Origin of the sequence: Nonomuraea sp. NPDC050547 (assembly GCF_044457345.1) — a bacterium.
Lineage (GTDB): Bacteria > Actinomycetota > Actinomycetes > Streptosporangiales > Streptosporangiaceae > Nonomuraea.
Map to the genome: position 1 here is coordinate 143,207 of NZ_JBITGW010000012.1, position 25,724 is coordinate 168,930.

At 71.3% G+C, this 25,724-nt stretch carries 24 protein-coding genes; 16 read left to right on the forward strand and 8 right to left on the reverse strand.

Annotation, left to right across the window (positions count from 1 at the left end; all coding sequences use genetic code 11):
- Window positions 1–16 precede the first annotated feature (16 nt).
- Window positions 17–2,170, forward strand: a complete 2,154-nt coding sequence (locus ACIBHY_RS28985) for a hypothetical protein (RefSeq protein ID WP_397308273.1) — start codon at window positions 17–19, stop codon at window positions 2,168–2,170.
- 91 nt (window positions 2,171–2,261) lie between these two features.
- Window positions 2,262–2,453, forward strand: coding sequence for a hypothetical protein (locus tag ACIBHY_RS28990; RefSeq protein WP_379621872.1), 192 nt, complete (start codon window positions 2,262–2,264; stop codon window positions 2,451–2,453).
- A gap of 47 nt (window positions 2,454–2,500) precedes the next feature.
- Here the strand turns inward: ACIBHY_RS28990 and ACIBHY_RS28995 are convergent, their stop codons facing one another.
- Together ACIBHY_RS28995 and ACIBHY_RS29000 are read right to left on the reverse strand one after the other, a co-directional pair.
- Window positions 2,501–2,809 (reverse strand): DUF3817 domain-containing protein, encoded by a 309-nt coding sequence (locus ACIBHY_RS28995; protein WP_397251965.1) that lies wholly within the window; start codon window positions 2,807–2,809, stop codon window positions 2,501–2,503.
- Window positions 2,810–2,817: 8 nt separating this feature from the next.
- Window positions 2,818–3,600 (reverse strand): SURF1 family protein, encoded by a 783-nt coding sequence (locus ACIBHY_RS29000; RefSeq protein ID WP_397308274.1) that lies wholly within the window; start codon window positions 3,598–3,600, stop codon window positions 2,818–2,820.
- Window positions 3,601–3,705: 105 nt separating this feature from the next.
- Between ACIBHY_RS29000 and ACIBHY_RS29005 the strand changes: the two genes are divergently transcribed.
- The 5 genes from ACIBHY_RS29005 (at window position 3,706) to ACIBHY_RS29025 (ending at window position 10,103) form a co-directional block, all read left to right on the forward strand.
- A complete protein-coding gene (locus tag ACIBHY_RS29005) occupies window positions 3,706–3,873 on the forward strand; it encodes a hypothetical protein (protein WP_397251967.1) in 168 nt (55 codons plus the stop codon).
- A 272-nt stretch (window positions 3,874–4,145) separates the two neighbouring features.
- Window positions 4,146–4,964, forward strand: coding sequence for a M24 family metallopeptidase (locus ACIBHY_RS29010; RefSeq protein ID WP_397251968.1), 819 nt, complete (start codon window positions 4,146–4,148; stop codon window positions 4,962–4,964).
- Entirely contained in the window at window positions 4,961–5,833 is an 873-nt protein-coding gene (locus ACIBHY_RS29015; protein WP_397308275.1) for a metal-dependent hydrolase, read from the forward strand. The genes ACIBHY_RS29010 and ACIBHY_RS29015 overlap by 4 nt, the downstream gene beginning before the upstream one ends.
- Complete coding sequence (locus ACIBHY_RS29020; protein ID WP_397308276.1) at window positions 5,830–7,284, forward strand: flavin-containing monooxygenase; 1,455 nt, start codon at window positions 5,830–5,832, stop codon at window positions 7,282–7,284. The genes ACIBHY_RS29015 and ACIBHY_RS29020 overlap by 4 nt, the downstream gene beginning before the upstream one ends.
- A 59-nt stretch (window positions 7,285–7,343) precedes the next feature.
- Window positions 7,344–10,103, forward strand: coding sequence for a hypothetical protein (locus tag ACIBHY_RS29025; protein ID WP_397251971.1), 2,760 nt, complete (start codon window positions 7,344–7,346; stop codon window positions 10,101–10,103).
- A gap of 407 nt (window positions 10,104–10,510) precedes the next feature.
- On the opposite strand, the gene ACIBHY_RS29030 is transcribed toward ACIBHY_RS29025, so the two are convergent.
- A complete protein-coding gene (locus ACIBHY_RS29030) occupies window positions 10,511–12,022 on the reverse strand; it encodes an alkaline phosphatase family protein (protein WP_397308277.1) in 1,512 nt (503 codons plus the stop codon).
- A gap of 68 nt (window positions 12,023–12,090) precedes the next feature.
- Window positions 12,091–13,818, reverse strand: coding sequence for a gamma-glutamyltransferase (ggt, locus tag ACIBHY_RS29035; RefSeq protein WP_397308278.1), 1,728 nt, complete (start codon window positions 13,816–13,818; stop codon window positions 12,091–12,093).
- A 94-nt stretch (window positions 13,819–13,912) separates the two neighbouring features.
- Here ggt and ACIBHY_RS29040 point away from each other — a divergent pair, with 94 nt between their 5' ends.
- Together ACIBHY_RS29040 and ACIBHY_RS29045 are read left to right on the forward strand one after the other, a co-directional pair.
- A complete protein-coding gene (locus ACIBHY_RS29040) occupies window positions 13,913–15,013 on the forward strand; it encodes a sensor histidine kinase (RefSeq protein WP_397251974.1) in 1,101 nt (366 codons plus the stop codon).
- Entirely contained in the window at window positions 15,010–15,657 is a 648-nt protein-coding gene (locus ACIBHY_RS29045; RefSeq protein WP_379621894.1) for a response regulator, read from the forward strand. Before ACIBHY_RS29040 ends, ACIBHY_RS29045 begins: the two co-directional genes overlap by 4 nt.
- 9 nt (window positions 15,658–15,666) lie before the next feature.
- On the opposite strand, the gene ACIBHY_RS29050 is transcribed toward ACIBHY_RS29045, so the two are convergent.
- Window positions 15,667–16,050 (reverse strand): helix-turn-helix domain-containing protein, encoded by a 384-nt coding sequence (locus ACIBHY_RS29050; protein WP_397251975.1) that lies wholly within the window; start codon window positions 16,048–16,050, stop codon window positions 15,667–15,669.
- A 133-nt stretch (window positions 16,051–16,183) separates the two neighbouring features.
- Here ACIBHY_RS29050 and ACIBHY_RS29055 point away from each other — a divergent pair, with 133 nt between their 5' ends.
- The 4 genes from ACIBHY_RS29055 to ACIBHY_RS29070 all read left to right on the forward strand — a co-directional run bounded on the left by ACIBHY_RS29055 (window position 16,184) and on the right by ACIBHY_RS29070 (window position 19,890).
- Complete coding sequence (locus ACIBHY_RS29055) at window positions 16,184–16,408, forward strand: SHOCT domain-containing protein (protein ID WP_397251976.1); 225 nt, start codon at window positions 16,184–16,186, stop codon at window positions 16,406–16,408.
- A 99-nt stretch (window positions 16,409–16,507) separates the two neighbouring features.
- A complete protein-coding gene (locus ACIBHY_RS29060; protein ID WP_397308279.1) occupies window positions 16,508–17,413 on the forward strand; it encodes a sulfite exporter TauE/SafE family protein in 906 nt (301 codons plus the stop codon).
- Window positions 17,414–17,470: 57 nt separating this feature from the next.
- Window positions 17,471–18,859, forward strand: coding sequence for a sel1 repeat family protein (locus tag ACIBHY_RS29065; protein ID WP_397251978.1), 1,389 nt, complete (start codon window positions 17,471–17,473; stop codon window positions 18,857–18,859).
- Between the two features lie 134 nt (window positions 18,860–18,993).
- Window positions 18,994–19,890 (forward strand): hypothetical protein, encoded by an 897-nt coding sequence (locus ACIBHY_RS29070; RefSeq protein ID WP_397251979.1) that lies wholly within the window; start codon window positions 18,994–18,996, stop codon window positions 19,888–19,890.
- A 217-nt stretch (window positions 19,891–20,107) separates the two neighbouring features.
- Here ACIBHY_RS29070 and ACIBHY_RS29075 read toward each other — a convergent pair whose 3' ends face one another.
- Window positions 20,108–20,479 (reverse strand): VOC family protein, encoded by a 372-nt coding sequence (locus ACIBHY_RS29075; protein ID WP_397251980.1) that lies wholly within the window; start codon window positions 20,477–20,479, stop codon window positions 20,108–20,110.
- A 60-nt stretch (window positions 20,480–20,539) separates the two neighbouring features.
- Between ACIBHY_RS29075 and ACIBHY_RS29080 the strand changes: the two genes are divergently transcribed.
- Together ACIBHY_RS29080 and ACIBHY_RS29085 are read left to right on the forward strand one after the other, a co-directional pair.
- Window positions 20,540–20,857, forward strand: a complete 318-nt coding sequence (locus ACIBHY_RS29080) for a PadR family transcriptional regulator (RefSeq protein WP_397251981.1) — start codon at window positions 20,540–20,542, stop codon at window positions 20,855–20,857.
- A 5-nt stretch (window positions 20,858–20,862) separates the two neighbouring features.
- Entirely contained in the window at window positions 20,863–21,324 is a 462-nt protein-coding gene (locus ACIBHY_RS29085) for a VOC family protein (RefSeq protein WP_397252265.1), read from the forward strand.
- Window positions 21,325–21,599: 275 nt separating this feature from the next.
- Here the strand turns inward: ACIBHY_RS29085 and ald are convergent, their stop codons facing one another.
- Window positions 21,600–22,715: an alanine dehydrogenase gene (gene ald, locus ACIBHY_RS29090; RefSeq protein WP_397251982.1), complete on the reverse strand. Its 1,116-nt coding sequence runs from the start codon at window positions 22,713–22,715 to the stop codon at window positions 21,600–21,602.
- Window positions 22,716–22,764: 49 nt separating this feature from the next.
- Entirely contained in the window at window positions 22,765–24,147 is a 1,383-nt protein-coding gene (locus tag ACIBHY_RS29095) for an aspartate aminotransferase family protein (RefSeq protein ID WP_397251983.1), read from the reverse strand.
- Between the two features lie 221 nt (window positions 24,148–24,368).
- Between ACIBHY_RS29095 and ACIBHY_RS29100 the strand changes: the two genes are divergently transcribed.
- Complete coding sequence (locus ACIBHY_RS29100) at window positions 24,369–25,724, forward strand: dipeptidase (RefSeq protein WP_379621914.1); 1,356 nt, start codon at window positions 24,369–24,371, stop codon at window positions 25,722–25,724.

Genomic DNA, 25,724 nt, shown 5'->3' on the forward strand with positions numbered 1-25,724 from the left:
CGAAATGGGAGAAAGCATGAAGCTGGGCGGGCGCTATCGGCTGCTGAACCCCTTGGGCGAAGGCACGGTACGGCTGGCCTTCGACGAGGTGGCGCACCGTGACGTCGCCGTCAGGGACATGCGGGCGCAGCCGGCCGAGGAGGCCCGGCGGGCGCTCGGACTGCGGCATCCATCGATCGTCCCACTCCTCGACCTCGTGGAGGAGGAGGGCGGGCCGTGGCTGGTCACGGAGTTCGTGTCCGGGGCGTCGCTGGCGCGTACCGTCGACGCCAAGCGGCCCCTGCCGGAGCTCCAGGCCGCCCGCGCCGGGCTCTGCCTCCTGGAGGCCCTGACGACCGCGCACGGGGCCGGGATCGTGCACGGCAACCTCAACCCCGGCAAGGTCATGCTCACGGCGACCGGCCGCGCCGTACTGACCGGCTTCGGCCTGCCGCACCCCGGCCTGCGCCCGCCGGCGGACCTGTGGTCACTCGCCGCCACCCTGCACTTCGCGGTGGAGGGCCGCCCGCCGGGCACCGCACCGGCCACCGACCCCGAGCCGTTGCGCGCCCTGATCCGCGCCATGCTCGACCCCGCCGGACCGCCGTCCCTGGACGACATCACCTCCACCTTGACCCGCCTGGCCCTCAACCACCCCATCACCACCACCCACCCCCTGTCGGTCCCCACCACGGGCAGCTTCCCCCCAACCCCGGCGACACCCCCCGGCCCGTCGGTCACCCCACCCTTCGGTCACCCGTCGCCCGCCCTCGGCCACCCCGCGACGCCCCCCGGCGACCCTGCTCCCCCAGCCTTCGGCCACCCGTCGCCGCCCACCTCCGACCAACCGGCGGGCCCGGCTCTCGGCCACGCGGCAGGCCAGGACTCCGGCCAACCGCCAGGCCCGGACTTCGGCCACCCCGGTGACCCTGCGCCGCCCGTGCTTGGTCATCTGGCTGAGACTCCGCCGTTGGGCACCCCTGTCGCCCCGCACGTCGGCGGCGAAGCGCCGGCGCACCCCGGCGACCAGAGCGGCCCGGTGCCCGCACCGCAGGACGAGCCGCCCAGCCCGCCCGCCAAGTCCCGCCTGCTGGGCCTGCGCAAGGTGTTCGGCCGACGCCGCCAGTCCCCGCCCGCCCCCGAGAACCCGCCATCCACCGAGCCGCCGCTCACCGCACCGCCCATCATCACCCCGGACACACCTGTCGAGCACCCGCACGCCCCCTTCCCCCACCCGCAGAGCAGTCCACCCCAGAACACCCCACCCCAGAGCACTCCACCCCAGGACGCCCCTCTCCACAACGGCCCCTTCCCGCAGCCCCCGAACACGCCACCGCAGAACGCCCCCTTCGGGCACCCCCTGGACGCCCCACCGCAGTCCCCGGACGCCTTCCCCACGCCGCCGGACGCCCCCTTCCCGCCGCCTCCCGGTCCCGGGGCCTCCCCGGCGCCTCCGGCCGACGACTCCTACCCGACGCCACCGGTAGCCGCGTTCCCCACACCGCCCGGCGGGACCTTCCCGGGCCCGCCGTCCGACGGCTTCCCCACGCCGTCCGCCCAGAACTTTCCGACGCCACCCGCACAGAACTTCCCGACGCCACCGGCCGACTTCCCGACGCCGCCCGTAGAGCCCGCCGCGCCGATCAGTGACGTGCTGTACCCGTCGCCCTCCTGGCCGGTCGCCTACGACCCCACGCCCCCGCACAGACCGCGCCACGCCGCCCCCGGCTCCACCCCGACGGACCGGGCGCTGGATCAGGTGATCGGCACCACCGGCCCGCTTCCTCCGGTCCAGGTGGCCGCGATCGGGCTGGCCGTACTGGATCAGCTGGTGGGTCTGCACGCCCGAGGCGAGCACCACGGCGACATCCGCCCAGGCAACATCCTGCTGTCGCCCTCCGGCCAGGCCATTCTCAGCCCGCCGCTGATGCCGAACGGGATCTCCGCCTACACCGCCCCCGAGGGCGCGACGGGGCCGGCCGCTGACATGTGGTCGCTGGGTGCGACGTTGTTCGCCGCGGTCGAGGGGTTGCCGCCGGCTCCGGGCGCGCCGCTGACGAGGGCGGGCGCGCTGGCGGCGGTACTGTACGCGTTGCTGGCCGGCGATCCGGCGGCCAGACCGGCCCCGGCGCCCCTGCGCCAGGAGTTCCTGACCATCTCCCAGAGCCTCGATCCACGCGACATATCGTGAATGGAACCCCACCGGTCCCCCACTCGTTGGACCGAAGACGCACAATGTGAGAGAGGCGGGGCGCGCGCTCCGCGTTCGGAGGAAGTTGAGGATGTCGCCAATCCAGAAGTACGCGGTAGGCGCGGGCGCCGCCGTACTGCTCTCGCTGATCTTCCTGCCGGGTTGGCTCACCCTGCTGGTCGTCCTCGGCGTGGTCGCCGCTCCGGTGGTGGGCTATTTCATGCTCGACCCGTCTCAGCGCGAGCGCCTCAAGCGCGTGCGCAGGCGCGGCATCGGCAACTGAGCCAGGAGGAAGTGCGGCGAGGGCCCGGACCAAGACCCTCGCCGTACTCAGGCCTGCGCCAGGGCTGCCTGAACACGCTGGGTCACCCTGCGCTCGACGTAGAACGACAGGAACGGCACCGTCCCGCCGAGCATGATGCCCAGCATGTACGGCCAGCTCCATCGCGCCTTCATGCCCAGGTTCATGACGGTGACCAGATAGATCATGTACAGGAACCCGTGCACCTGCGCGATGATCAGCCCCGGCCACCACGTGACCCGGACGACGTAGTTGAGGAACATGCCCACGCAGAGCACGAGCAGCATCACGCCCACCATGTAGGCGAGCACCCGGAAGGGCTTGAGGGCGGACTCCACTAGTTTTCCTAACCTTCCAGAACCATCTCAGGGGACTGTCGAGCACGGCCCCGATCACCCCGTACGGCGTCGCGTACGAAGTGGAACCACATGAAGACGGCGAACCCCGCGAAGATCCACCAGTTGGCCGCATAGGCCGCGTTGCGCCACGTGAACGTACCGCCGACGACCGGCGGCGCCACCGAGACAGGGGCGAGCGCCCCGGAGGCGGGCTGCGCGACGACGAACCCGTTGCGCACCTTCTCGCCCTTCCACAGGTTGATCAGCTCGCCGGTGGAAACGGTCTGCACCTGCCCCGCGGGCAGTCCTTCCGCGCGCCGCTGCACGCTGTCGGTCCCCTGCGGCGGCCGCAGCCGCCCCGACACGTTCACGCTCCCAGCCGGTACGGCGGCGCCCGCGTCACCGGCCGAGGCCACCCACCCGCGCACGACGGGCATGAGCGTCCCGTCGGCGAGCCGGAGCGGCGTGAGCACCCAGAAGCCCTCGTCCCGCGCGACGTTGCCGCCCGGCGTGTCCACGCTGGGCCTGCGGTCGGCGACGAGAAGCTGCCGTCCCCCGTCGTAGACGCCCTGCGCGGTGACCTTCCGTCCCACGGCCGCGTTCTCGAACCCGGCGCCCACCTTGGCCAGGCCGTCCACGGCGACCGGGGCGGGATCGGTGGCCGCGTGGGGCTTGCCGGAGTCCTGGAAGACTCCGAGCTGCCAGCGACCGAGCAGGATGAACGCGGTCAGGACCCCGATCGTGAGCAGATGCAGCCCGATCAGTCGCGGGGAGAACAGGGTCCTGAGCATGCTTCAAAACTATCCGCCGGACAGTGTGGTCCGTCATCAGGGGCACCCACACCAGTCCTGGCAAAAGGTGCAAACGGCTCACCCGTTCCGGCTAGAGTGCTGCGCATGTCTGACCAGCATCCCGACCCGGCCGGCAACACGCAGCAGTTCCGCGCGTTCGCACAGCAGAGCGAGCAGGATGGCGCGCGCAAGCGCTCGGCGGCCCTTCCCATCATCGCCGGTGTGGTCGTCCTCGCGATCATCGCGGTGGCGGTCTACCTCGTCCTGAAGTAACCCGACTCCGACATAGCCAAGCGCCGACGGCCACGCTCTCGGCGCTTTTCGTGTGCCCGGAACGGCCCTGCCCGCACGTCAGCCCGGCGGCCCCGGACGCACACCTTCCCAGCGCGCACCACAGCGGCCCGCGCCCGGCCTGAGCGGCCGCCCCCGCGAACGCGCGCGTCTCGCCACCACCCGCACCTCCGGCGGGAGCAGGCGACCACCAGCATGCGATGTGACCCGGCTCACTCTGGACCGGGCAACTTCGGCTGACTACATTGGACAGTGTGTCCAATAAGACTGCGGACCTCGACCGGTTCCGCGAGTTGCAGCAGCTCGCCTATCGGGGCGCCGAGCATGTCGCCGCGCGGCTCGAACCCGGAGTGACCGAGCGCATGGCCGCCACCGCCCTGCGAAAGTGGCTGGAGCGGCACGGCGCGGACGACTGGTTCCACGTGCCGTTCGCGTGGTTCGGAGACCGGACGGCATTCCGGAAATTTCGTGTTCCGACCCAATTCCTGGCTACCTCGCGGAGGCTCGAAGAGGGCATGCCCTTCGTCCTGGACTGCGCGCCGGTCAGGGACGGGTTCGTCGCCGACATCGGGTACTCGGGGCGCTTGGGGGACAACGCCGGCTGGGACCGGCTGGATCGGGATCTGGCCGGGTTCCGGGGGAAGATCCTGGAGCTGGTACGGGCCCGCCGTACCTTTCGCGATATCTACGCGGAAGTCGACCGGCTCATCGCCGAACTAGGACATCGAAACCGGCACAAGGTTTATCCCGGGCGGGTGATCGGGCATCAGGTCGCCCGTATCCGCCTGGGCGGGCCGCGTTTCGTGGTTTTCCAGTCCTTCGGGGTCAGGACCCTGCGTACGATCGGGCGCGAACTCGTCAAGGAACGCCTCGAAGGCCGCTCACCGCTCTGGGCGGGCGGCAAGGCCAGTGAGCATCCGCCGACCCCAGGGCTGTGGGCCGTCGAGCCGCATCTGGGCACCGCTGGTGACACGGTCGGCGCCAAGTTCGAGGAACTGCTGGTCGTCACCGAGGACGACGCCTACTGGCTGGATGACGACCTTCCCCACGTCCGCCGCTGGGAGTCCCGATGACCGACACCTCGATCAAGCCGCGCCGGGTCAGGTTCTCGTGGGAGGAGACGCCGCTGCACTGGGTGCCCGGCGACCCCTTCACCACACACCTGATCAACGTGCTGCACATGCTGCTGCCCGCCGGTGAGCGCTGGTTCGTGCACGTGTTCAAGCAGGCTCTGCCGTACATCCAGGATCCGCGGCTGAAAGCCGAGGTCAAGGGGTTCATGGGGCAGGAGGGGACACACGCGGTCGCGCACCAGCGCGTGCTGGAGCACATGAAGGAGCAGGGGCTCGACCCCGGGCCGTACGTCGAGAACATCGAGTGGATCTTCGAGCGGATGCTCGGCGACGACACGATGCCGCCGATCGCGCGGACGTACTGGCTGAAGGAGCGGGTCGCGCTGATCGCGGCCATCGAGCACTACACCGCGGTGCTCGGGCAGTGGATCCTGGACGCCCGGCCCCTGGACGACGCCGGCGCCGACGCGGTCATGATGGACCTGCTGCGCTGGCACGGGGCCGAGGAGGTCGAGCACAGGAGCGTGGCGTTCGACCTGTTCATGCACCTCGACGGCTCGTACGCGCGGCGCACGCGGACGATGATGGTCACCGGGCCGATGATCGTTCTGCTGCTGAAGCGGGGCGCCGGATTCCTCATGGCCAACGACCCGATCCTGCGCGGGCGGCTGCGGGCGAAATGGACGCATTACTTCTACCGCGCGCGCCAGGGGCGCGTGCCCACGTTGCGCAGCCTGGCGCTGGCCGTGCCGCGCTATCTGCGGCCGGGCTTCCACCCCAGCCAGGAGGGCGATCTCCGGCAGGCGCTCGACTACATCGCGATCTCTCCCGCGCACGCCGAGTTCGAGAGCTACAGGAGGGTCCAGTGACGAAGCCGGGGATCGTGATCATCGGCTCGGGGTTCGCCGGCATCGGGATGGCGATCAAGCTCAAGGAGGCCGGCTTCGACGACTTCGTCATCCTCGAAAAGGCCGCCGACCTGGGCGGGACCTGGCGGGACAACGTCTACCCCGGCTGCGCGTGCGACGTGCCGTCGCACATGTACTCCTTCTCGTTCGAGCTGAATCCCGGCTGGTCGCGGATGTTCTCCCCGCAGGATGAGATCTGGGAGTACATGCGGGCGTGCGTCGACAAGTACCGCATCGGGTCGCATATCCGGTACGGCAAGCAGGTCGCCGGCCTGGAATACGACGACGAGGCCAGGGAATGGCAGATCACCACGGAGGACGGCGCGACGATGCGGGCCAACGCCGTCATCTCGGGCATCGGCGCCCTCCATATCCCGAAATTTCCTGAAATCCAGGGACGTGAGGCCTTCGCCGGGCCGTCCTTCCACTCCAGCGCCTGGGACCACTCCGCCGACCTGGCCGGCAAGCACGTCGCGGTCATCGGCACAGGCGCCTCGGCCATCCAGTTCGTCCCCCAGATCGCCCCCCTGGCCAGGGAACTCCTCCTCTTCCAGCGCACCCCGCCCTGGATCCAGGCCAAGCCCGACTTCGCCATCCCCGGCGCCATGCGCAGAGCCCTCGGCCTGCCCGGCGCCGCCCGCCTGCTCCGCAACACCATCTACTGGGGCCTGGAGACCCGCGCCCTGGGCTTCGCCGTGGACCCGCGCCTGATGAGGATCCACGAGACCATGGCCCGCAGGCACCTCGCACGCCAGGTCCCCGACCCGGCGCTGCGCGCCAAGCTCACCCCCGACTACACCATCGGCTGCAAGCGCATCCTGCTGTCCAGCGACTACTATCCCGCCCTGACCAGGCCGAACGTCTCCCTGATCACCGACGGCATCACCGAGATCCGTGACCGCTCGATCGTCGATGCGACCGGCGCCGAGCACGAGGTCGACGTCATCGTCTACGGCACCGGCTTCAAGGTCACCGACTCGCTGCAGGAACAACGCATCGTCGGCAGGGGCGGCCGCAAGATCCAGGACGCCTGGCAGGACGGCATCGAGACCTACTACGGCATCACCACCGCCGGCTTCCCGAACCTGTTCTTCCTGCTGGGCCCCAACACCGGCCTCGGGCACAACTCGGTCGTCTTCATGATCGAGTCCCAGGTTCGCTATGTCATGAACTGCCTGCGCCTCCTCTCCAAGACCCAGGCCAGAGCCATCGACGTCAAACCCGGCCACCAGCGCGCCTTCCAGGACCGCCTGCACCGGCGCCTCGACCCCCTGGTCTGGAACTCCGGCGGCTGCGAGTCCTGGTACCTCGACGAGCACGGCGTCAACCGCACGGTCTGGCCCGGCTTCACCTTCGAGTACTGGGCCCGCACCCTCCGCGTCGACCCCACCGCCTACGACCTCATCTACTGACTCCAGGCATACGAACGCATCTCCGAAAACTGTCGGTGACGATCTTTACAGTCTTCCGCATGACGACTGGGGCATGGGAGGCGGTCCGCAAGGCCGTCGACGCCTATGACATGCACGCGGTGGCCCTGCTGGCCGCCGGTTTCGGCGACGACGAGCGCCGCGAGGTGGCCGCGGAGCTGACGGCGTACCTGCCGGTGGCCCGCAGGATCGGCGAGGAGGACGACGAGCGCCGCCTCGACCGCCACCACGAGAAGTGGGACGCGCTCCAGGCCCGCGCCGACGAGCTCGACACGCCGGTCCACAGCCTCCCCGAAGCCCAGCACCTCATGCGGCCCTGGATCTCCGAGCGCTGGATCGAGCCGATGCGCGTCGCCGGCGCCGCCACCCTGCCGGGCGCGGCCGCGGTGACCGCCTGGCTCAACCGCCGCGAGCTGCGCCGCCCGCTTGGCGGCTGGCGGGGAACGATCGACGACGTCCCGCAGTTGGTCGCGGTCCTGTCGGCCCGTCCCGCCGCCTGGCAGTCCGATCTCGCGGTACGACTGGCGCTCCGGCTGCGCGGCGCCCGGCCGGAGGCGGACAACCAGGTGCGCCTCGTGCTGGAGATGCTGCGCCGTACCGGAGCGGAGCCGCCCGAGCACGACCCGCTGACGCTCGCATGGCTGGCCGCCGCCACCCCGTCGTCGTCCGCGACGCTGGCCAAGGACGCGCTGCTCGACGCGATGGTGCCGCGGTTGTTCGAGGCGGAGGGCGTGGGCAGGGCGCTGCGCGACTCGACGGACTGGCCGAAGGCGCTGCACAAGCTGACCGCGAGATCGTTGACCGGCGCGGCGCGGGTGTCCAGGAAGGCGCTGCTGTCGGGCTGCGTGCGCCGGTTCCTGCGCGGTGGGCAGGCGGCCGACCTGCGCTTCTTCGTACGGTTGCACGACCTGCTCGACCCCACCGACGGCGAGGTGGCCGAGCACGGGCGCGACTACCTGCGGTTGCTGCCCACCGCGCCGGGCAACGTGGCGGAGCCGGCGCTCAAGCGGGTGCGCAGGCTGGGCGAGCTGCCCGTCCACGAGGCGAGCGAGGCGGTGCTGGGGCTGCTGTTCCGGCAGGAGAGCAAACTGGTCGGCTCCGGGCTGAGCTGGCTGGAGCGGCTGCTGCGCGACCCCGCCCACGACCTCGACGACTACGCCTCCGCGCTGGCCACGGCGCTGGCCGGTGAGTCCGCCGTCGTACGTGAGCGCGCGGTGAAGCTGGCGGTCAAACACGCGGCCCGCTTCAGCCCGCTCGGCGCCGAGACGATCAGGCAGGTCGTCGAGCTCCTGCCCGCCGACCAGGGCGGCGCTCTCGCGACCGCGTTCGGCGGCGAGGCCGGCTCCCCCGACCAGGCTCCCGCACCGCTGCCGCCCCGGCCGCTGCCGCCCGCTCCGGAGCCGGGACCGTTCGCCGCCCCGCCGTCCACGCCCGGGGATCTGGCGGTGTTCCTGCCCACGGAGTTCGACTGGCCGAGCCAGGAGACGTGGCTCGACGCGTTCGTCCGGCTGGCCGCGGGCGACCGCGCCGCACTGGCCGCCGGGCTGGCGGGACTGGCCGCCCGCTGCAAGGACCTGGAGTACTGGACGTCGCCGTGGTGGGAAACCGCCGACTGGGCCGCCGCCATGGCCAGGGAACTGACCGAGCCGGGCGCGGAACGCACCGCACCCTCCCGGGCCGGCCTGGCCGCGACCGCGGGGAGCCCGGTGGGCGAGCAGATCCTGTCCAACCTGGGCGGCGTTCCCACCCGCACGATCGCCGAGCGCGTCCCCGGCCCCACGGAGTGCGACGCCTCGAAGTACCTGCCGCTGGCCCGCTACGCGGAGGTCTACCAAGCTCTGCTCGACGAACGGCTTCCGCCGTACCTGCTGGCCACCCCGAGCCGCGAGGACGGCGGGCTGGACGCGGCGGTGCTGGTGGAGCGCCTGGCGACATACCCGGACGGCGTGCTCCCGCTCCCCACCGACCTGCGGCAGGCACTGCTGCGGCTGCGAAGGACGGCGAGCGAGGGGGTGGTGGCACGGGCCCGGCGACTGCCCGGCGAGGCAGGACGGATGGTGGCCGCGCGGCTGACCGCCCGGCCCGCGGAGCCGCAGGTGACGCTGCGGTGGACGATGCACGGCGACGACCCGCGCGTCGTCGCCGACATCATCCCGGCGCCGGAGGATCGCGACCTTTTCCGCGACCTGCTGACGGTGCGGACACATGGTGAGTCGTGCGGACGGATGCTGGCCGTGCTGGCCGGCTACCGGGAGGTGGCGGCGGCGCGTTCGGTGTACGGGCTGCTGTCCGCCTGGCCGATCGCCCGGCCGGACACGGACGACCTGCGCCGGCTGGCACGCGCCGACGGGCCGGCCGGGCCGGGCATCGCGTTGCTGCTGGCCTGGTCGCTGTTGCGCGGAGACGGTGGCGCGGTGGCCAAGAGGCCGTTCCTGTGGCTGGCGGCCTCGGGCGACCTGCCGGGCGAGGAGATCGGCAGGCAACTCGCCGCCCTGCTCCCCCACCTGAGACGCGACCTCCCCGACGCGCTACGCACCCTGCGGGAGCTGGCGGAGCTCGGGGCCCATCAAGAGGTATGGCAGGTGATGACCGGCCTGCTCCCCGTCTACCTCCAAGCCGAACGCGCCACGACCACCCACACCCGCCTGGTCTCCTTCGCCGCCGACGCGGCCGCCTGGGCGGGAGCACGCGGCGAACTCCCCGCCATAGCCGACCTGGCCACCAGAACCCGCACCAGCGACCTGGTCCGCCAGGCCCGCCGCCTCCACACCTACCTGACCACCCCAGCCCCCAACCCCTAAAGGAACCCCACCCACCCCCACAACCCCAGGCCCCGCCCCCGGGCTCGCCCTGCGCCCCACCCCGGACCCCGCCATGCCCCCGACTCCGGACCAAGGACCCCGCCCTGCGACCCGGCCTTGGGGCGTGCCCCAAGGACCTCGCCCTGCACCCCGGCCCGGAACCCGGTGCGGGAGACAGCGCCGCCTCGTGGGAGGCGGCGCTCGGAGCACTGTCTGTGGGGCGCGCTTTGGGGGAACAGCGAGCCCTGGGATGCGGCGGTCCCGGGACGCGGCACCCGGTACCTGGGCGCGTCCAAGGAGCGCGAGGCCTTGGCGTGCCGTGGGCGAGGTGTGTCCTGGGGATGCGGCCTGCTTGGGACACATGGCGGTGCCGTACCCGGCGGGCGGATGGGTGTGGGTGGTTGGGGTCAGGGTTGGCGGGCTTTGGTGGCGGCGGTGCGGAAGGCGGGGAGGGCCTGGGCCAGGGCTCGTTGGTCGCGGGCGCGCCAGCTCACCCCCGCGAACACCGCGGGACGGCCGCGGAGGCGGGCGCGGACGCGGCGGGCCAGTACGGCCAGGTCACGGCAGTGATCGGGCAGGTGGTCCCGTGGTGGCTGGGCGGCGGCGGTCGTGTCGTGGGCGGGGTCGCCGCCGGAGGACGGCGCGCCGCCCAGGGGGAGGGCGTAGCGGGTCAGGTCGGGTAGGTCGGTGCGGGGAGCGGAAAGCGTCAGCAGCGTGTCGAAGCGGCCCGCCGCGGCGTCCCTGGTGGTCAGGGGCGGGCGGTCGGGGGCGAACAGCGCGCGGAGCGTGGCGGGAACGCTGGCGTGCTCCATGGGGGTGGTGCTCATCGTGCCCTTGGGGATCAGAGGGGAGACGATCACGGCGGGGACCCGGGCGCCGGAGGAGGAGAAGTCGAAGGCGGCGCTCTTCTTGTGTGCCAGCAGGCGCAGCAGGCGGGCCAGCAGGCCGGGGGAAGAACCCGGGTCGGGCAGGCCGGTCAGCGGCGGGGCGTGGTCGTAGAGGCCGCCGTGCTCGTCGTAGGTGATGACGAGCACGGTCTGGCCGAACGCCTCCGGGTTGGACTTCAGCGCCTCGTACACGGCCGCGACCAGCGACTCGGCGCGGGCGAAGTCGGTCGAGGCGCCGACCTGGTCCTTGATCTGGTTGTTGCCGGGATGCTGGCTGTTGGACGGGCGGTCGTTCAGGCGGACCGGGGGGCGATGGTTGGGTTCGATGAAGGAGTACGCGGGCAGCTCTCCGGCCGCCGCGTGGGCGGTGAACTCCGAGATGTCGAACCAGCGGGCGATCCGGTCGGCGCCGTTCCACAGGTTGGAGAACGCCCACACCTGCGGCACGTCGTCGTGATAGACGTGCCAGCCGTGTCCCGCCGTCTCAAGCGTCTCGAAGATGGTCGGGTCGGTGTAGAAGCGCGGCTGGATGTTGGTCATCCCGTCGGAGGTGGCGGCGTGCAGGTAGTTGCGGTTGGGCCAGGTCTCCCCCGGCACCGAGCAGTGCCACCGCGTGCACACCGCGAACTCCAGCGCCAGCGTCGCCAGCACCGGCACCCCGGCGGGGTCCTGGCAGCGCATCACCTCGGGCCCGACCCCGAAGATCGGCTCCTTCTTCGCGAACTTCGGATACAGCCACCCGATCAGCGGCCCCAGCAGCCCGCCGAACCGCGGCTCCGCCAGCCCGCGCGCCTTGCGTTCGTGCGCGCTGACCCAGCCGCCGCCGAGTTGCTCCATCGCCGCGTCGTGCGAATGGTCGAAGTCCATCGTGGCGAGCGGCCCCGCGTCCGCTGAGGCCGCCACGGGCGGGCCGCCGTCCCAGCCGGGGCTGGTGTACGGCCCGCCGCCCAGCAACCCGTCGTACCCGGGGTCGGGATGGACGAGGTAGCCGAGCATGTGGTCGAACGACCGGTTCTCCAGCATCAACACCACGACGTGCCGCACCTGAGCCTGAGACCCAGGCTCGGGCCCCGGCCCAGGCGTGTCACTCTCGGATTCGCTCATCGCGACGGATGCACCACCAGCGCGCTGCCGCCGCCGCGCCGCGCGGGCTCGGCGACCGCCTGTACCCGTCCCCGGCCGAGGAACTCCAGTCCGGTCGCCGCCCCGATCTCCGGGTTCGGCGCGAACACGTGCCCACGCGATTCAAGGGCGGCCCCGTGCTGGGCGAGGAAGGCGGGCTCGGCCTGGGTGGCGGCGGTGTTGCGCTGGGTGGCGCGGGGCGCGGCCAGCGCGTCGGGCAGGTTCATGCCCAGGTCGTAGCGGTTGACGAGGATCTGCAGCACCGTCGTGATGATCGTGGATCCGCCGGGCGAGCCGACGGCCAGCACCGGCTTGCCGTGCTTGAACACCAGCGTGGGCGCCATCGAGGAGCGGGGGCGCTTGCCGGGGGCGGGCAGGTTCGGGTCGCCGGGCGCGGGGCCGAAGGTGAAGTCGGTCAGCTCGTTGTTGAGCAGGACGCCGCGGCCGGGCACGACGATGCCGTTGCCGCCGGTGGACTCGATCGTGAGGTTGTAGGCCACCACGTTGCCCCACCTGTCGGCGACCGTGAGGTGGGTGGTCTCCGGGCCCTCGTCGGCGATGTCGGGGGCGGTGCCGGTGGGCCGCTCGCAGCCGGAGTAGGAGCCGTCGGGCGAGCCGGGGGCCGCCGGGTGGGCCATGGCGCGTTCGCCGACCAGGCACGAACGTTCCTTGGCGAAGCCGTCGGACAGGAGTTCGCGCAGGGGGACGCCGGGGATGTCGCCGACGTACTTGCCCCGGTCGGCGAAGGCCAGCCGGGAGGCCTCCAGGTACTCGTGCAGGCCGACGCGGGGCAGCGCCTCCAGGATGTTGAGCGCCTCGCCGACCGTGGAGCCGCCGGAGGACGGGGGGGCCATGCCGTACACCTGAAGGCCCTTGTACTCGACGTGGGTCGGTTCGCGCATCAGCGCGCGGTAGTCGCGCAGGTCGGACATCTCCATGAGGCCGGGCCGCACGTTGCGCGTGGTGCCGGGGGTGAGCGGCGGCTTCTTGACGGTGGCCACGATCTCCTGGCCGAGGCGGCCGTCGTAGAGCCAGTCGGTGCCGCGTCTGCCCAGTTCGCGGTAGGTGTCGGCGAGTTCGGGGTTGCGGAAGACCGAGCCCACGGGCGGCGGCGCGCCGTTCGGGAGGTAGAGCTTGGCGGTGGAGGCGATGTCCTTGAAGCGGGCGGCGTTCGCGGCGGTCTGGTCGTGGAAGGTCTGGTCCACGACGAAGCCCTTGGAGGCCACGTCGATGGCGGGTTTGAGCGCCTGTCTCAGGCTGATGGTGCCGAAGCGGCGCAGCGCCGTCTCCCACTGGGCGACCGTGCCCGGCACGCCGGCCGACAGGCCGCTGGTGACGCCCTCGTCGAAGGGGATGCCTTCGAGCGAGGTCGAGGTCATGGCGCGCGGCGCGGTCTCGCGGCCGTCGATCGTGTAGACCTTACGGCGGGAGGCGTCGTAGTAGACCATGAAGCCGCCTCCGGCCAGCCCGGAGGAGTACGGCTCGGTGACGCCCAGGACCGCGCCCGCGGCGACGGCCGCGTCCATGGCGTTGCCGCCCTTCTTCAGCACGGCCACCGCGGCCTTGCTGGCGTCGAGGTCGACGGTGGACACGGCGCCGCCGTACCCCTCGGCGACCGGGACCTTCTGCTGGGGCTCAGCCATGGCGGGCGGCGCGGTGGTGAGCGTGACGAGGACTGCTGCTGCGGGAACGATCACTCGGCGCATGGTGTCCACGATGGACCAGGTACGCCTCCGGTGGTAGGGCCCCCTGCCACATCCAGATGATGCGCTGGTCAGAGAGCTGAAATAGCGTAGGACCGTGAAGTCCCGACTCGACCCTTATCTGGCGCTCGTTCTGGCCGTCGCCCAGGTGGTGATCGGCCAGGGCGCCGAGTGGGGGCAGCGCTTCGATCGGGCGGCGCTCGACTGGTACGCCTACTCCCTGCTCCTGATCGGTCCGGCGCTGATCCTGGTGCGCCGCCGCTACCCCGTCGCCACGACCGTGATCACGCTGCTCGTGACCGCCGCGTACCTGGCCGGCGGCTATCCCTACGGGCCGATCTTCTTCACGCCCGGCGTGATGCTGTTCTGGCTGGTGATCGACGGCCGGCGGCTGGTCGCCTGGCTGCTGGCGGCGGGCATGTTCGGCTTCTTCGAGGCCTACGCCTGGGTGATCGGCAACCGCAGCCTCTTCCACGCCGTGTGGATCTCCACGGCGATGATGCTGCTCATGGTCGTGGCCGAGTTGGTCAGGATCCTGCGCGAACGGCGGGCCGAACGGGCCAGGGCGGAAGAGGAGGAGGCCAGGCGGCAGGCCAGCGAGGAGCGCCTGACCATGGCGCAGGAGTTGCACGACGTGCTCGCGCACAACATCTCGCTCATCCACGTGCAGGCCTCGACCGCGCTGCATCTCATCGACGACCAGCCCGACCAGGCCAGGACGGCGCTGGCCACGATCAAGACCGCCTCCAAGGAGGTGCTCGGCGAGATGCGCTCGGTCCTGAACGTGCTGCGCGAGGGCGCCCCGCGCTCCCCCACCTCGGGCCTGGACCATCTGGACAACCTCATCGAGCGCTCCGGCCTCGACGTCACGCTGAAGCGCGTGGGATCACGGCCCCTTCCCGCGCAGGTCGAGCGGGCGGCGTACCGGATCGTGCAGGAGTCGCTCACCAACGTCACGCGCCACGCCCCCGGCGCGAAGGTCACGGTCAGGCTGGAGTACGGCACGGCCGAGCTGACCGTCCGCGTCACCGACACGGGCGCCGTCTCGCCCGCCCCGCTGTCGGAGGACGGCAGCGGCAACGGCATCCCGGGCATGCGCGAGCGGGCCGCCGCCCTGGGCGGTTCGCTGGTCGCCGGCCCGGTCGGCAACGGCTTCCAGGTCGAGGCCAGGCTGCCCCTACCTGAGGAGAACGCATGATCAAGCTGCTGCTCGCCGACGACCAGGCGCTGGTGCGCGCGGGGTTCAAGGCGTTGCTGGACGCCCAGCCCGACATGAGCGTGGTGGCCGAGGCCGCCGACGGCGCGGAGGCGGTACGGCTGGCCGCCCAGCACACTCCCGACGTGGTGCTGATGGACATCCGGATGCCCGGCACCGACGGCTTGACCGCGACCCGCCAGATGCCGCCGGGTCCGAAGATCATCATCTTGACCACGTTCGAGCTGGACGAGTACGTCTTCGAGGCGCTGCGCGGCGGCGCCAGCGGCTTCCTGGTGAAGGACACGGAACCGGCCGAGCTGATCCAGGCGGTCCGGGTGGTGGCCGACGGCGAGGCGCTGCTGTCGCCGAGCGTGACCAGGCGGCTGATCGCCGAGTACGCCACGCGGGCCAAGGCGCCGGTCTCGACCGAGGGCCTGGACCAGCTCACCGACCGGGAACGCGAGGTGCTGGCGCTGGTGGGCACCGGGATGACCAACGACGAGATCGCGAGCAAGCTGTTCATGTCACCGGCCACGGCGAAGACGCACGTGAGCCGGGCGATGATGAAGCTGCACGCCAGGGACCGCGCGCAGCTCGTGGTGATCGCCTACGAGTCGGGGCTGGTCAAGCCGGGCTGGCTCTGAGGACAACGGTCAGGTCAGCGCCTCGATCAGCCGCAGGACGTCGGCGGTGCGGCCGGGGCCGCCCAGGATGATCACCTTGAGCGTGGCGCGCTCCTCGTTGTAGACCATCTCGACCCGCAGCCCGGTGGCGGTCGCCATGACGGCGGTGTTCAGCCGGTCCAGGTCGTGCCGGCCGACCGCGTCCACTTGGACGATCGTGGAGACCTCGACGTAGCGGTCCTGGCTGGGGCGGGAGGCGAGGGGCGCGCCGGTGAAGGACTCCAGGTCCACCCTGGAGATCCGGTACTGCTTGCCCACCTTCACGGCCTTCAGCCGGCCGTCGCGAACGTAACCGCGCACGGTCTTGACGTGCAGATCCAGCAGGTCGGCGACCTGGCTCACGGTGAAATCCACTCCCTATCACTCCCCTCAAGGCGGGAGTATAGGGATACGGCCAGCGATGTACAGGGGAGCGCGACCGGCGTCTGATTCGCCTGCCCGGTTTTCGGTCGACTCTGGAGGTACGACACCGAAGGAGGAGAGCGACATGTATGGACACTTTTTTCCGATCTTCCCGGCTTTCTGGGGACTGTTCTGGGTGGCCGTGGTCGGGCTGGTCATCTGGGCCAAGCGCACCGGCCGGTGGGGGCCGCGCCGTACGGTGGCGGCCAGTCCCACGGCGTCGGCCGAGCAGATCCTCGCCGAGCGGTACGCCCGCGGCGAGTTGAGCGACGACGAGTACATGGAGCGCATGTCGGTGCTCCGTTCCTAAGCGCTCCACAGAGTGAAAGAAGTGTCACTGGCCGCATTTGACAGGCGCGGGTTACGCTGCGTCCATGCGGCCCGACACCCCGGCCCCCTCACCCTGAGCATGGGGCCGGGCGCACTGTTCGTCAGTGGCCTCGCCGCCGGACTGGTGGCGGGGACCGCTTCCTGTACGGCACTGCAGGGCGGCCTGCTCGTCGGCCTCACCGGCGGCGGATGCCGCGAGGACTGCGGCCACGGCAGGACCCGGCCCTGGCTGGTGGCCCAGTTCCTGTCCGGACGGCTGGCGGCGTACGTGCTGGCCGGGGCGCTGCTCGGCTGGCTCGGCTCCGCCGTTCAACTGCCGCCGCAGGCACGCGCGGGACTGCTCGTCGCGGCCGGGGTCGTCGTGATCGCCTTCGCCGTCCGGCTGATCCGGCGGCGCGCGGCCTGCGCGCAGCACCGCACCCCGCGCCGGGCCGCCGCGCCGGTCATGGGCGCCGCGACGATCCTGCTGCCGTGCGGCGTCACGCTCGGCACCGAGATGGTGGCCGTCTCCACCGGCTCGGCGCTGTCGGGGGCGGCGGTGATGGCCGGGTTCGTCGTGGGCACCTCACCGGCGTTCGCCCTGCTCGGCTACATCCTGCGACGACTGTCCCGGACCCGCCTGGCCGCCTTCGCCGGGGCCGCCGCGATCGCCGTCGGCCTCTGGACGATCGGCTCCGGCATCAGCCTCGGCGGCTGGCTGCCCGCCTCCCCCGCACCCGCCCTGGCCATGACCGCACGCGGCGAACAGAAAGTGGACATCTGGGCCATGCGCGACGGCTACCGCCCCGCGATGGTCGAGGCCCGCGCGGGCGTACCCGTGGAGATCACCTTCCACCTGGCCGACCAAGGATGCACCCGCACGGTGACGCTCGCCGGCCGCGACCACACCCTCCCCGCCACGGTACGGCTCCCGCCCCAGCTCCCCGGCACCCTGCGATACGTCTGCTCCATGGGCATGTACACCGGTTTCATTCGCTTCTCCTAGAGCACCAGCTCCGCGATTACATTCCGCAGTCGCTTGATTACATGTCACGCTGAGTGGATGGCGTGGTGGCAAGGAGAGGTGGCGGAGGCGGCCGTTCCGGCGCCCCGTACCGGAGACGAACCCGAGCTGATCGCGGAAGCCCAGTCAGGCGACCCGCAGGCGGCCCATCGCCTGGGCAAGCTCTACGCCCAGCGCGGCGACCGCTCGGCGGCGCGGCACTGGTGGGAGCGCGCCGCGGCGGCCGGCAACATCGACAGCGCCTACAACCTGGGCGTCTGGCACGAGAAGCACGGCAGCCTGGAGGAGGCCGTGTCCTGGTACGAGCTGGCCGCGGGCACCGGCGACGCCGAGGCCGCGCTCAACCTCGCCACGCTCCTGCTGGAGCAGCGCGGCGACCTGCCCGGCGCCAAGGCCTGGTACGACAAGGCAGCCCGCGCCGGTTCCCGCACCGCCGCCCGCCGGCTCGCGCTGCTCTGCGAGGACGCCGGCGAGCAGGCCGCGGCCCGCGACTGGCACCGCAGAGCCGCCGTGGACGGCGACGTCGCCTCCGGCCACGACCTCGGCTTCCTCGCCTACTCGGCGGGCGAGGACGAGGAGACCGTCCAGTGGTGGGAGTTCTCCGCGCGCGGCGGCCACGCCGAGGCCGCCTACCACCTCGGCCTGTTCCTGCAGGCCAGCCGTGACCCCGAGGGCGCCGAGGCCTACTACCGGCTCGCCGCCAAGAGCGAGCACCCCGGCGCCGCCTCCCAGCTCGGCGGCATCGCCCTGTCCCGGCGCGACCTGCGCACGGCCCGCGCGTGGTTCGAGCGCGCCGCCAACGCGGGGCGGCTGGAGGACCAGCGGATGGCCGGGTTCGTCTGCGTCGAGCTCAGCGACTCGCCGGCCGCGAGCCACTGGTTCGGCCGCGCGGCGGCCAGCGGCGACGCCGAGTCGGCCTTCAACTTCGGCCTGCTGCTGATCGCCGAGTTCGGCGACCTGGCCGGAGGCCAGCACTGGTTCCGCCAGGCCGCGCTGTCCGGGCACCACAGGGCGGCGATGGAGCTCGGCGGCCTGCTGTCGGCGGCCGGCCACAACCACGAGGCCGAGCAGTGGCTCGCCGACCCGCCCCAGCCCACCTGGGACCGCCTGGCCGAGCCCGAACTCCACGCCCGCGCCGAACTCGCCGCCGCCGCCACCGGCCGGCGCAGCGGGGTTCCACTGAGCGTGCCCGAGCTGACGGAGATCCTCGGCACCTGGGACCTCGTCACCCGTCCGCTGCGAGACCACGCCGACGTGGTGGTCTGGCTGGTCGAACGCAGCGGCCTGCACGCGGGCGCCATCGACCACCTGGCCTCGATCCGCACCACCCTGATCCGCCCCGGCTCCGCCCCGTGGCCGAGCCCCGGCGAGGTCACCCACGTGCTGGCCACGGCCCGCGACCTGCGCACCCGTCTCGGCCTGCGCTGACCCCGCCGCCTGAGCGGGCGCACAGATCGCTTGGGCGGGCGCACAGATCATCAGGTGATCACCCCCGGTTGTGAGCCCGGAGACGGGTGTGGCGCGTCATAGGGAGGGTGAGCTTGTGATCTTAGGTGGGATTGATGATCAGATATTTCGTGATCCTGGTGCTTTTGGCCGCGGTGGTACCGGGCGCACGGAACGAGGCGGGGCCGTCGGCGTCCTTCGAGGGACGGGCGGAACGGGCACTGATGAGCTGGCGAGCGGGTCCGGGAGCGGTGTGGCAGTCCGGCTTCAACCCGCGCCAGGACTTGACGATCATGTCACCCGAGGTCGCCGCGGCCAGGTTCGGAAACCCTGATCTCGGCCTGGTCTACGACAAGCCCACCGTGACCAGCCCGGCGACGGGGACGGTCCGCTGGGCCGACGGCCGCACGCTGGAGGTGCCGCTCGTCCCGGCCGACATCGCCGCCTACCAGGTGGCCAACCCACGGGAGATTCCCGGCAGGCCGTCGGTGAACCCGGTGTGCCAGGGCGGGATCACCGAGGAGGAGCGGGAACGGCGAAGCGAGGAGACCGGTGGCGACCCTGCCAAATGCGAGAAGGCGAAGGTGACCCGGGTGACCATGGAGACGGTCACCGTGCGCACGCACCGGGGCCCGGCCGAGGCGCCGGCCTGGCGCTTCGACGTGGACGGGCTGCCGGGACCGATCCGGCGGGTGGCGGTGGCCGACGCGGCGGTCGACCCGATGCCGCCCGGTCTCGGGCCGACGACACCGTTCGACGGCAGCTTCGAGGAGGCGCCGGACGGCGCGCTGACGATCCACCTCATCCACCTGAAATGCGGCCGCCTGCTGGGGATGAACGTCCGCGAGGAACCGGACGCGGTCGTGGTCGAGCCGCGTGTCCAGCCGTACGGGCCGGCGTGCTCCGGATGGGCGTCGATCGAGAAGCGCCCGGTCGAACTACGCACCCCTCTGGGCGACCGCCCCGTCCTCGACGCCAGAACCGGGCTCCGCCTGTTCTACGGTCCCCTGTAGCCAAGCCCTTTCACGAAGGTTCGGCATGCCGGCTTCGCGATATCCGGCCCGGAGCGGAGTTGTCGCGGCGAGGACCCCGTGAGCCTTCACGACCATCGCTCGACAGCCGCGCGCCCATGCCGGCGGGGCGGGTGGGCGGGGCGGAGCCGTAACGGAAGGTCGGCCCGAACCCGAGCGGGCAGCACCAGCAGCCGCAACGGGAACCGGATGGAAGCGGTCATCGCTGGCTGAGGTGGAAGCGGTGGCCTTCATTGTCGAGGAAGACGGCGGACCAGCCCCAGGGCTCCTCCTTGGGCGGGGCGTCGAACGTCACGCCTCTGGCGGCCAGGCTCTCGTGGGTCTTGACGATGTCCTCGGTGTCGAACAACACGTAGTTCGGCTGGTCCTGGCTGAGCGTCGGCCAGCCGGGGCCGGCCTTGAACAGGACGAGGCCGACGCCGCCGCCGGGTGGGGAGACCTCGATCCAGCGGGTGTCGGGGCCGTACGGCTGGTCGGTGGTGACCTCGAAGCCGACTTTCCGGGTCCAGAAGTCGAGGGCGGCGGCCTGGTCCTGGACGTAGAGCGTGACCTTGTTGACGTTGATCGTCATTATGCTCTCCTTGGTTATATCCAGTTCGGATATAACCACTGTGGTGCTATGGTGTCAAGCATGCTCACCACCGCCGGGTTCCACGTGCTCCTGGCATTGGCCGGCGAACCCGCCCACGGCTACGCGATCATGCGGTTCGTCGAGCACGTCAGCGGCGGAGCGGTCAAACTGGGTCCGGGCACCCTCTACCGGACCATCAGCAGGCTGCTGGCCGACGGACTGGTGGAAGAGACGGAAGAAGGCGATCCGGCAGCCCCCCACGACGCCCGGCGCCGCTACTACCGGCTGACCCAGGCGGGCGAGGCGGCCGCGCGCGCCGAGGCCGAGCTCATGGCCCGCATGGTGACGGCCGCACGAGAGGCTGGACTGGTCACGTGACGACGATGAGGCCGCAGGGGCTGAGCCCGCATCTGTTCGTGCTCGACACCGAGAGCGCGATCACGTTCTACAAGGCCGCGTTCGGGGCGGTCGAGGTGTTCAGGAACACGCTGCCCAACGGGGCGATCCTCTTCGTCGAGCTGCAGGTCGGCGACGGGCGGCTGCTGGTGAGCGAGGAGACGCCCGAACTGGGCGCGCTGGCGCCGCCGACGGTGGGCGGCAGTCCGGTGCTGATCCTGCTGGAGGTCGACGACCCCGATGAGGTCGAACGGCGGGCCCTCGACGCGGGCGCCGCCTCGGAGATGCCGGTGCAGGAGGCGTTCTGGGGGGAGAAGTACGGGGTCATCCGGGACCCGTTCGGCCACCGGTGGGCGGTGACGACGGCCCGCGAACAGCTCACCCCTGACGACATCCTCGGCCAGACCCCAGAAGACCCCACCCACCAAACCCCCGAAGAACCCGGTTGACAACGGGCGGCACACCGCGACCAGCCGTCCATGGCAGGCGAACCCCGGCCGACAACACGCGGGCAGAGACGGCCGGTAGGCGCCGGACGACCGGTGCCGAGCGAACCCCGGCCGGCAACACGCGGACAGCCGGTGGCCGGTGGATGCCGAAGGGGCCGGCCGGCGGTGCGCGCGTTGCGGTGGCCCGCCACGCGCGGCCTGCCTGCCGTTCCCCTGGAATGCCCCCGACCCCGTGCGGGGGGTGGGGGCAACCGGGCCTGCCGTACCAGAAGGAACTACGCGGCGAGAACCTCGGCGAGAGGAACAGACGGGATGCCGAGCGCGACGCCGACGGGAGCGTTGGTGAGGGCGCCGTTGTGGGTGTTGAGGCCGAGGGCGAGGGCCGGATCGCTCTGGAGGGCTTCCTTCCACCCCCGGTTGGCCAGTTTGACCGCGTACGGCAGGGTCGCGTTGGTCAGCGCGTAGGTGGAGGTGTTGGCCACCGAGCCCGGCATGTTCGCCACGCAGTAGAACACCGAGTCGTGCACCATGTAGGTCGGCTCGGCGTGCGTGGTCGGGCGGGAGTCCTCGAAGCAGCCGCCCTGGTCGATGGCGATGTCGACGAGCACGGAGCCCGGCTTCATGCGCGACACGAGCTCGTTGGAGATGAGCGTCGGGGCCTTGGCGCCGGGGATGAGGACCGCGCCGATCACCAGGTCGGCCTGCAAGACCTCGCGCTCGATGGCGTAGGAGGTGGAGACCAGGGTCTTGAGCCGGCCCTGGTAGATGGCGTCGATGAAGCGCAGGCGGTCGACGTTGGTGTCGAGGACGGTGACGTCGGCGCCCATGCCGACGGCGATCTGCGCCGCGTTGAGGCCGGACACGCCGCCGCCGATCACGACGATCTTGGCGGGCGAGACGCCGGGCACGCCGCCCGGCAGCACGCCGCGCCCGCCGTTGAACCGCATCAGGTTGTACGCGCCGACCTGCGGAGCCAGCCGACCGGCCACCTCCGACATCGGGGCGAGCAGCGGAAGGGCGTTGCCCACCTGGACGGTCTCGTACGCGATGCCGGTGACCTTGTTGTCCAGGAGGGCCTGGGCACACTCCCTGCCCGCGGCGAGGTGGAGGTAGGTGAACAGCACCTGGCCCTCGCGCATGCGGTGGTACTCCTGGGCGATGGGCTCCTTGACCTTGAGCACCATGTCCGCCTCGCCCCACACGGCGTCGGCCGTGTCGAGGATCTTCGCGCCCGCGCCGAGGAACTCCTCGTCGGTGATGGACGAGCCGAGTCCGGCACCACGCTGGACGAAAACCTCGTGGCCACCGCGGGTGAGTTCGTGAACTCCTGCGGGGGTGGCGGCGACGCGATACTCGTGGTTCTTGACCTCGGCAGGCACGCCGATCTTCATGGGTCGTTCCTTTCGTTCTCCGGCACCACGCTGTGCCGGACGGAGGGTGTCAGAGGCGTTTCCACGCCTCGGTGAGGACGGAGCGCAGGATCGACTCGATCTCGTCGAACTCCTTCTCACCCGCGATCAGCGGCGGCGCGAGCTGGATCACGGGGTCGCCCCGGTCGTCGGCGCGGCAGTAGAGGCCGGCGTCGTAGAGCGCGTGCGACAGGTAGCCGCGAATCAGCCGCTCGGACTCGTCCGCGTCGAAGGTCTCCTTGGTGTCCTTGTCCTTGACCAGCTCGATGCCCCAGAAGTACCCGGCGCCGCGGACGTCGCCGACGATCGGCAGGTCCTTCAGGCTTTCGAGCTTGCCGCGGAAGACGGGCTCGTTGCGGGTCACGTGGCCGAGCAGGTCCTCGCGCTCGAAGATGTCGAGGTTGGCGAGGGCGACGGCGGCGCTGACCGGGTGGCCGCCGAAGGTGTAGCCGTGGGCGAACATCGTGTCGCCGCTCTTGAACGGCTCGAACAGCCGCTCGTGCGCGATCATCGCGCCGATCGGCGAGTAGCCGCTGGTCATGCCCTTGGCGCAGGTGATGATGTCGGGCACGTAGTCGAACTTCTGGCCGCCGAACATCGTGCCGAGCCGGCCGAAGGCGCAGATGACCTCGTCGGAGACGAGCAGCACGTCGTACTCGTCGCAGATCTCGCGCAGGCGCTGGAAGTAGCCGGGTGGGGGCGGGAAACAGCCGCCCGCGTTCTGCACCGGCTCGGCGAAGACGGCGGCCACGGTGTCCGGGCCTTCCATCTCGATGGCCTGGGCGACGCGGTCGGCGGCCCAGCGGCCGTACTCCTCAGCCGTCATCCCGGCGACGCCGGAGATCTCCTCGGCGCGGTAGTGGTTCGTGTTGGGGACCCGGATCGAGCCGGGTACCAGCGGCTCGAACATCTGCTTGAACGCGGGGATGCCGGTGATCGACAGGGCGCCCTGCGGGGTGCCGTGGTAGGCGATCTGGCGGCTGATGACCTTGTGCTTGAGCGGCTTGCCGACGAGCTTGTAGTACTGCTTGGCGAGCTTCCACGCGGTCTCGACCGCCTCGCCGCCGCCGGTGGTGAAGAAGACGCGGTTGAGCTCGCCCGGCGTGTGCTCGGCCAGGCGCGCGGCCAGCTCGATCGCCTTGGGGTGCGCGTAGGACCACAGCGGGAAGAAGGCCAGCTCCTGGGCCTGCTTGGCGGCCGCCTCCGCCAGTTCGCCGCGCCCGTGCCCGGCCTGGACGACGAAGAGCCCCGCGAGACCGTCGAGGTAGCGCTTGCCGTGGATGTCGTAGATGTACGAGCCCTCACCGCGCACGATGGTGGGGATCTCGTTCTGCTCGTAGGCGCTGTGCCTGGTGAAGTGCAGCCACAGGTTGTCTTGCGCGGCCTTGAGGATGTCGGATTCCGGCTGCGTCATGGTTATCTTCCCTCGTGTCTGAGCTCCCAACAGTCTGCCCTTTCACCTGGGGTATTGCCAAGTGAAAGCGTCGCACCAATATGCAAGAGAACCGAGATCCGTAGAACCTATATGTAACGGCAACGAAATCCGCAGGTAGATTAGCTTGGTCGGTTTCCACCCTGTGGAACCTTCTGTGATCCAATGAGTTGTACTGTTAGACCGACCCGGGGGACCGTCCCGTGACTCCTGACCAGATCGAGAGCGCCGTCGCCGCCGCGATGCCGCAGGCCGTCGAGGAACTCAAGCGCCTCGCCGCCATCCCCTCCGTGGCCTTTCCCGGGCACCCCGCAGAGCCGGTTCACGCCGCGGCTGCCGTAACCGAGGAACTGCTACGCTCCGCCGGCCTCCCGCACGTCCAGCAGATCGCGGTCGAGGGAAGCTTCCCCGCGGTGTACGGCGAGGCCCCCGCGCCTCCCGGCGCCCCCACCGTCCTGTTGTACGCGCACTACGACGTGCAGCCCGCAGGTGACCCGGCGGCGTGGCGTACCCCGCCGTTCGAGCCGACGCTCATCAACGGCCAGCTGTTCGGCAGGGGCACCGCCGACGACAAGTCCGGCATCATCAGCCATGTCCTGGCGCTGCGCGCCTTCCAGGGCCAGTTCCCCGTGGGCATCAAGGTCATCATCGAGGGCCAGGAGGAGTACGCCGGCGAGCGCCTCGAGGCCTTCGTCGAGCGCAACCCCGACCTGCTGCGCGCCGATGCCATCGTGGTGGCCGACACCGGCAACCCGAAGATCGGCGACCCGTCGGTGACCACGTCGCTGCGCGGCATGGCCGCCTTCACCATCGAGGTGCGGACGCTGAAGGAGGCCGTCCACAGCGGCTCGTTCGGCGGCGCGGCGCCCGACGCGCTCTCGGCGCTGATGCGCATGCTGACCACCTTGCACGACGACAACGGCGACATCCGCGTCCCGGGTCTGCCGCGTGGCACGTTCCTGGGCCAGGGGCCGTCGGAGGACGAGTTCCGCCAGACCGCCGGCGTCCTGGACCACGTGAGCCTGGTCGGCTCGGGCAGCCTGGCCGACCGCCTCTGGTCGTCGTACGCGATCACCGTCACCGGTCTGGACGTCCCGTCGGTGTCGGGCGCGGTCAACGCCGTCCAGCCGGCGGCCAGGGCGCGCGTCACGGTCCGGATCCCGCCGGCCGCCGACCCCAAGACGACCGTGGACGCGGTCGTCGACTTCCTGCGCCAGGCGACTCCGTGGGGCGCGCAGGTCGGCTTCACCGACTTCACGGTGGGCTCCGGCTTCCAGGCCGACTCGGGCGGCAAGGCCCGCTCCGCGCTCAACCGCGCCATGGACCGCGCCTTCGGCCGCCCGCCCCGCGACGTGGGCGCCGGCGGCTCGATCCCGCTGGTGAACACGCTGCTCAAGCAGTTCCCCGCGGCGGAGATCCTGCTGTTCGGCGCGGAGGACGAGGACGCGGCCATCCACGCCCCGAACGAGCGGGTGGACCTGGAGGAGCTGCGCCGCATCGCCACGACGGAGGCCCTGTTCCTCCACGAGCTGAGCCTGCCCTCCGCTCTCGGCGTCTAG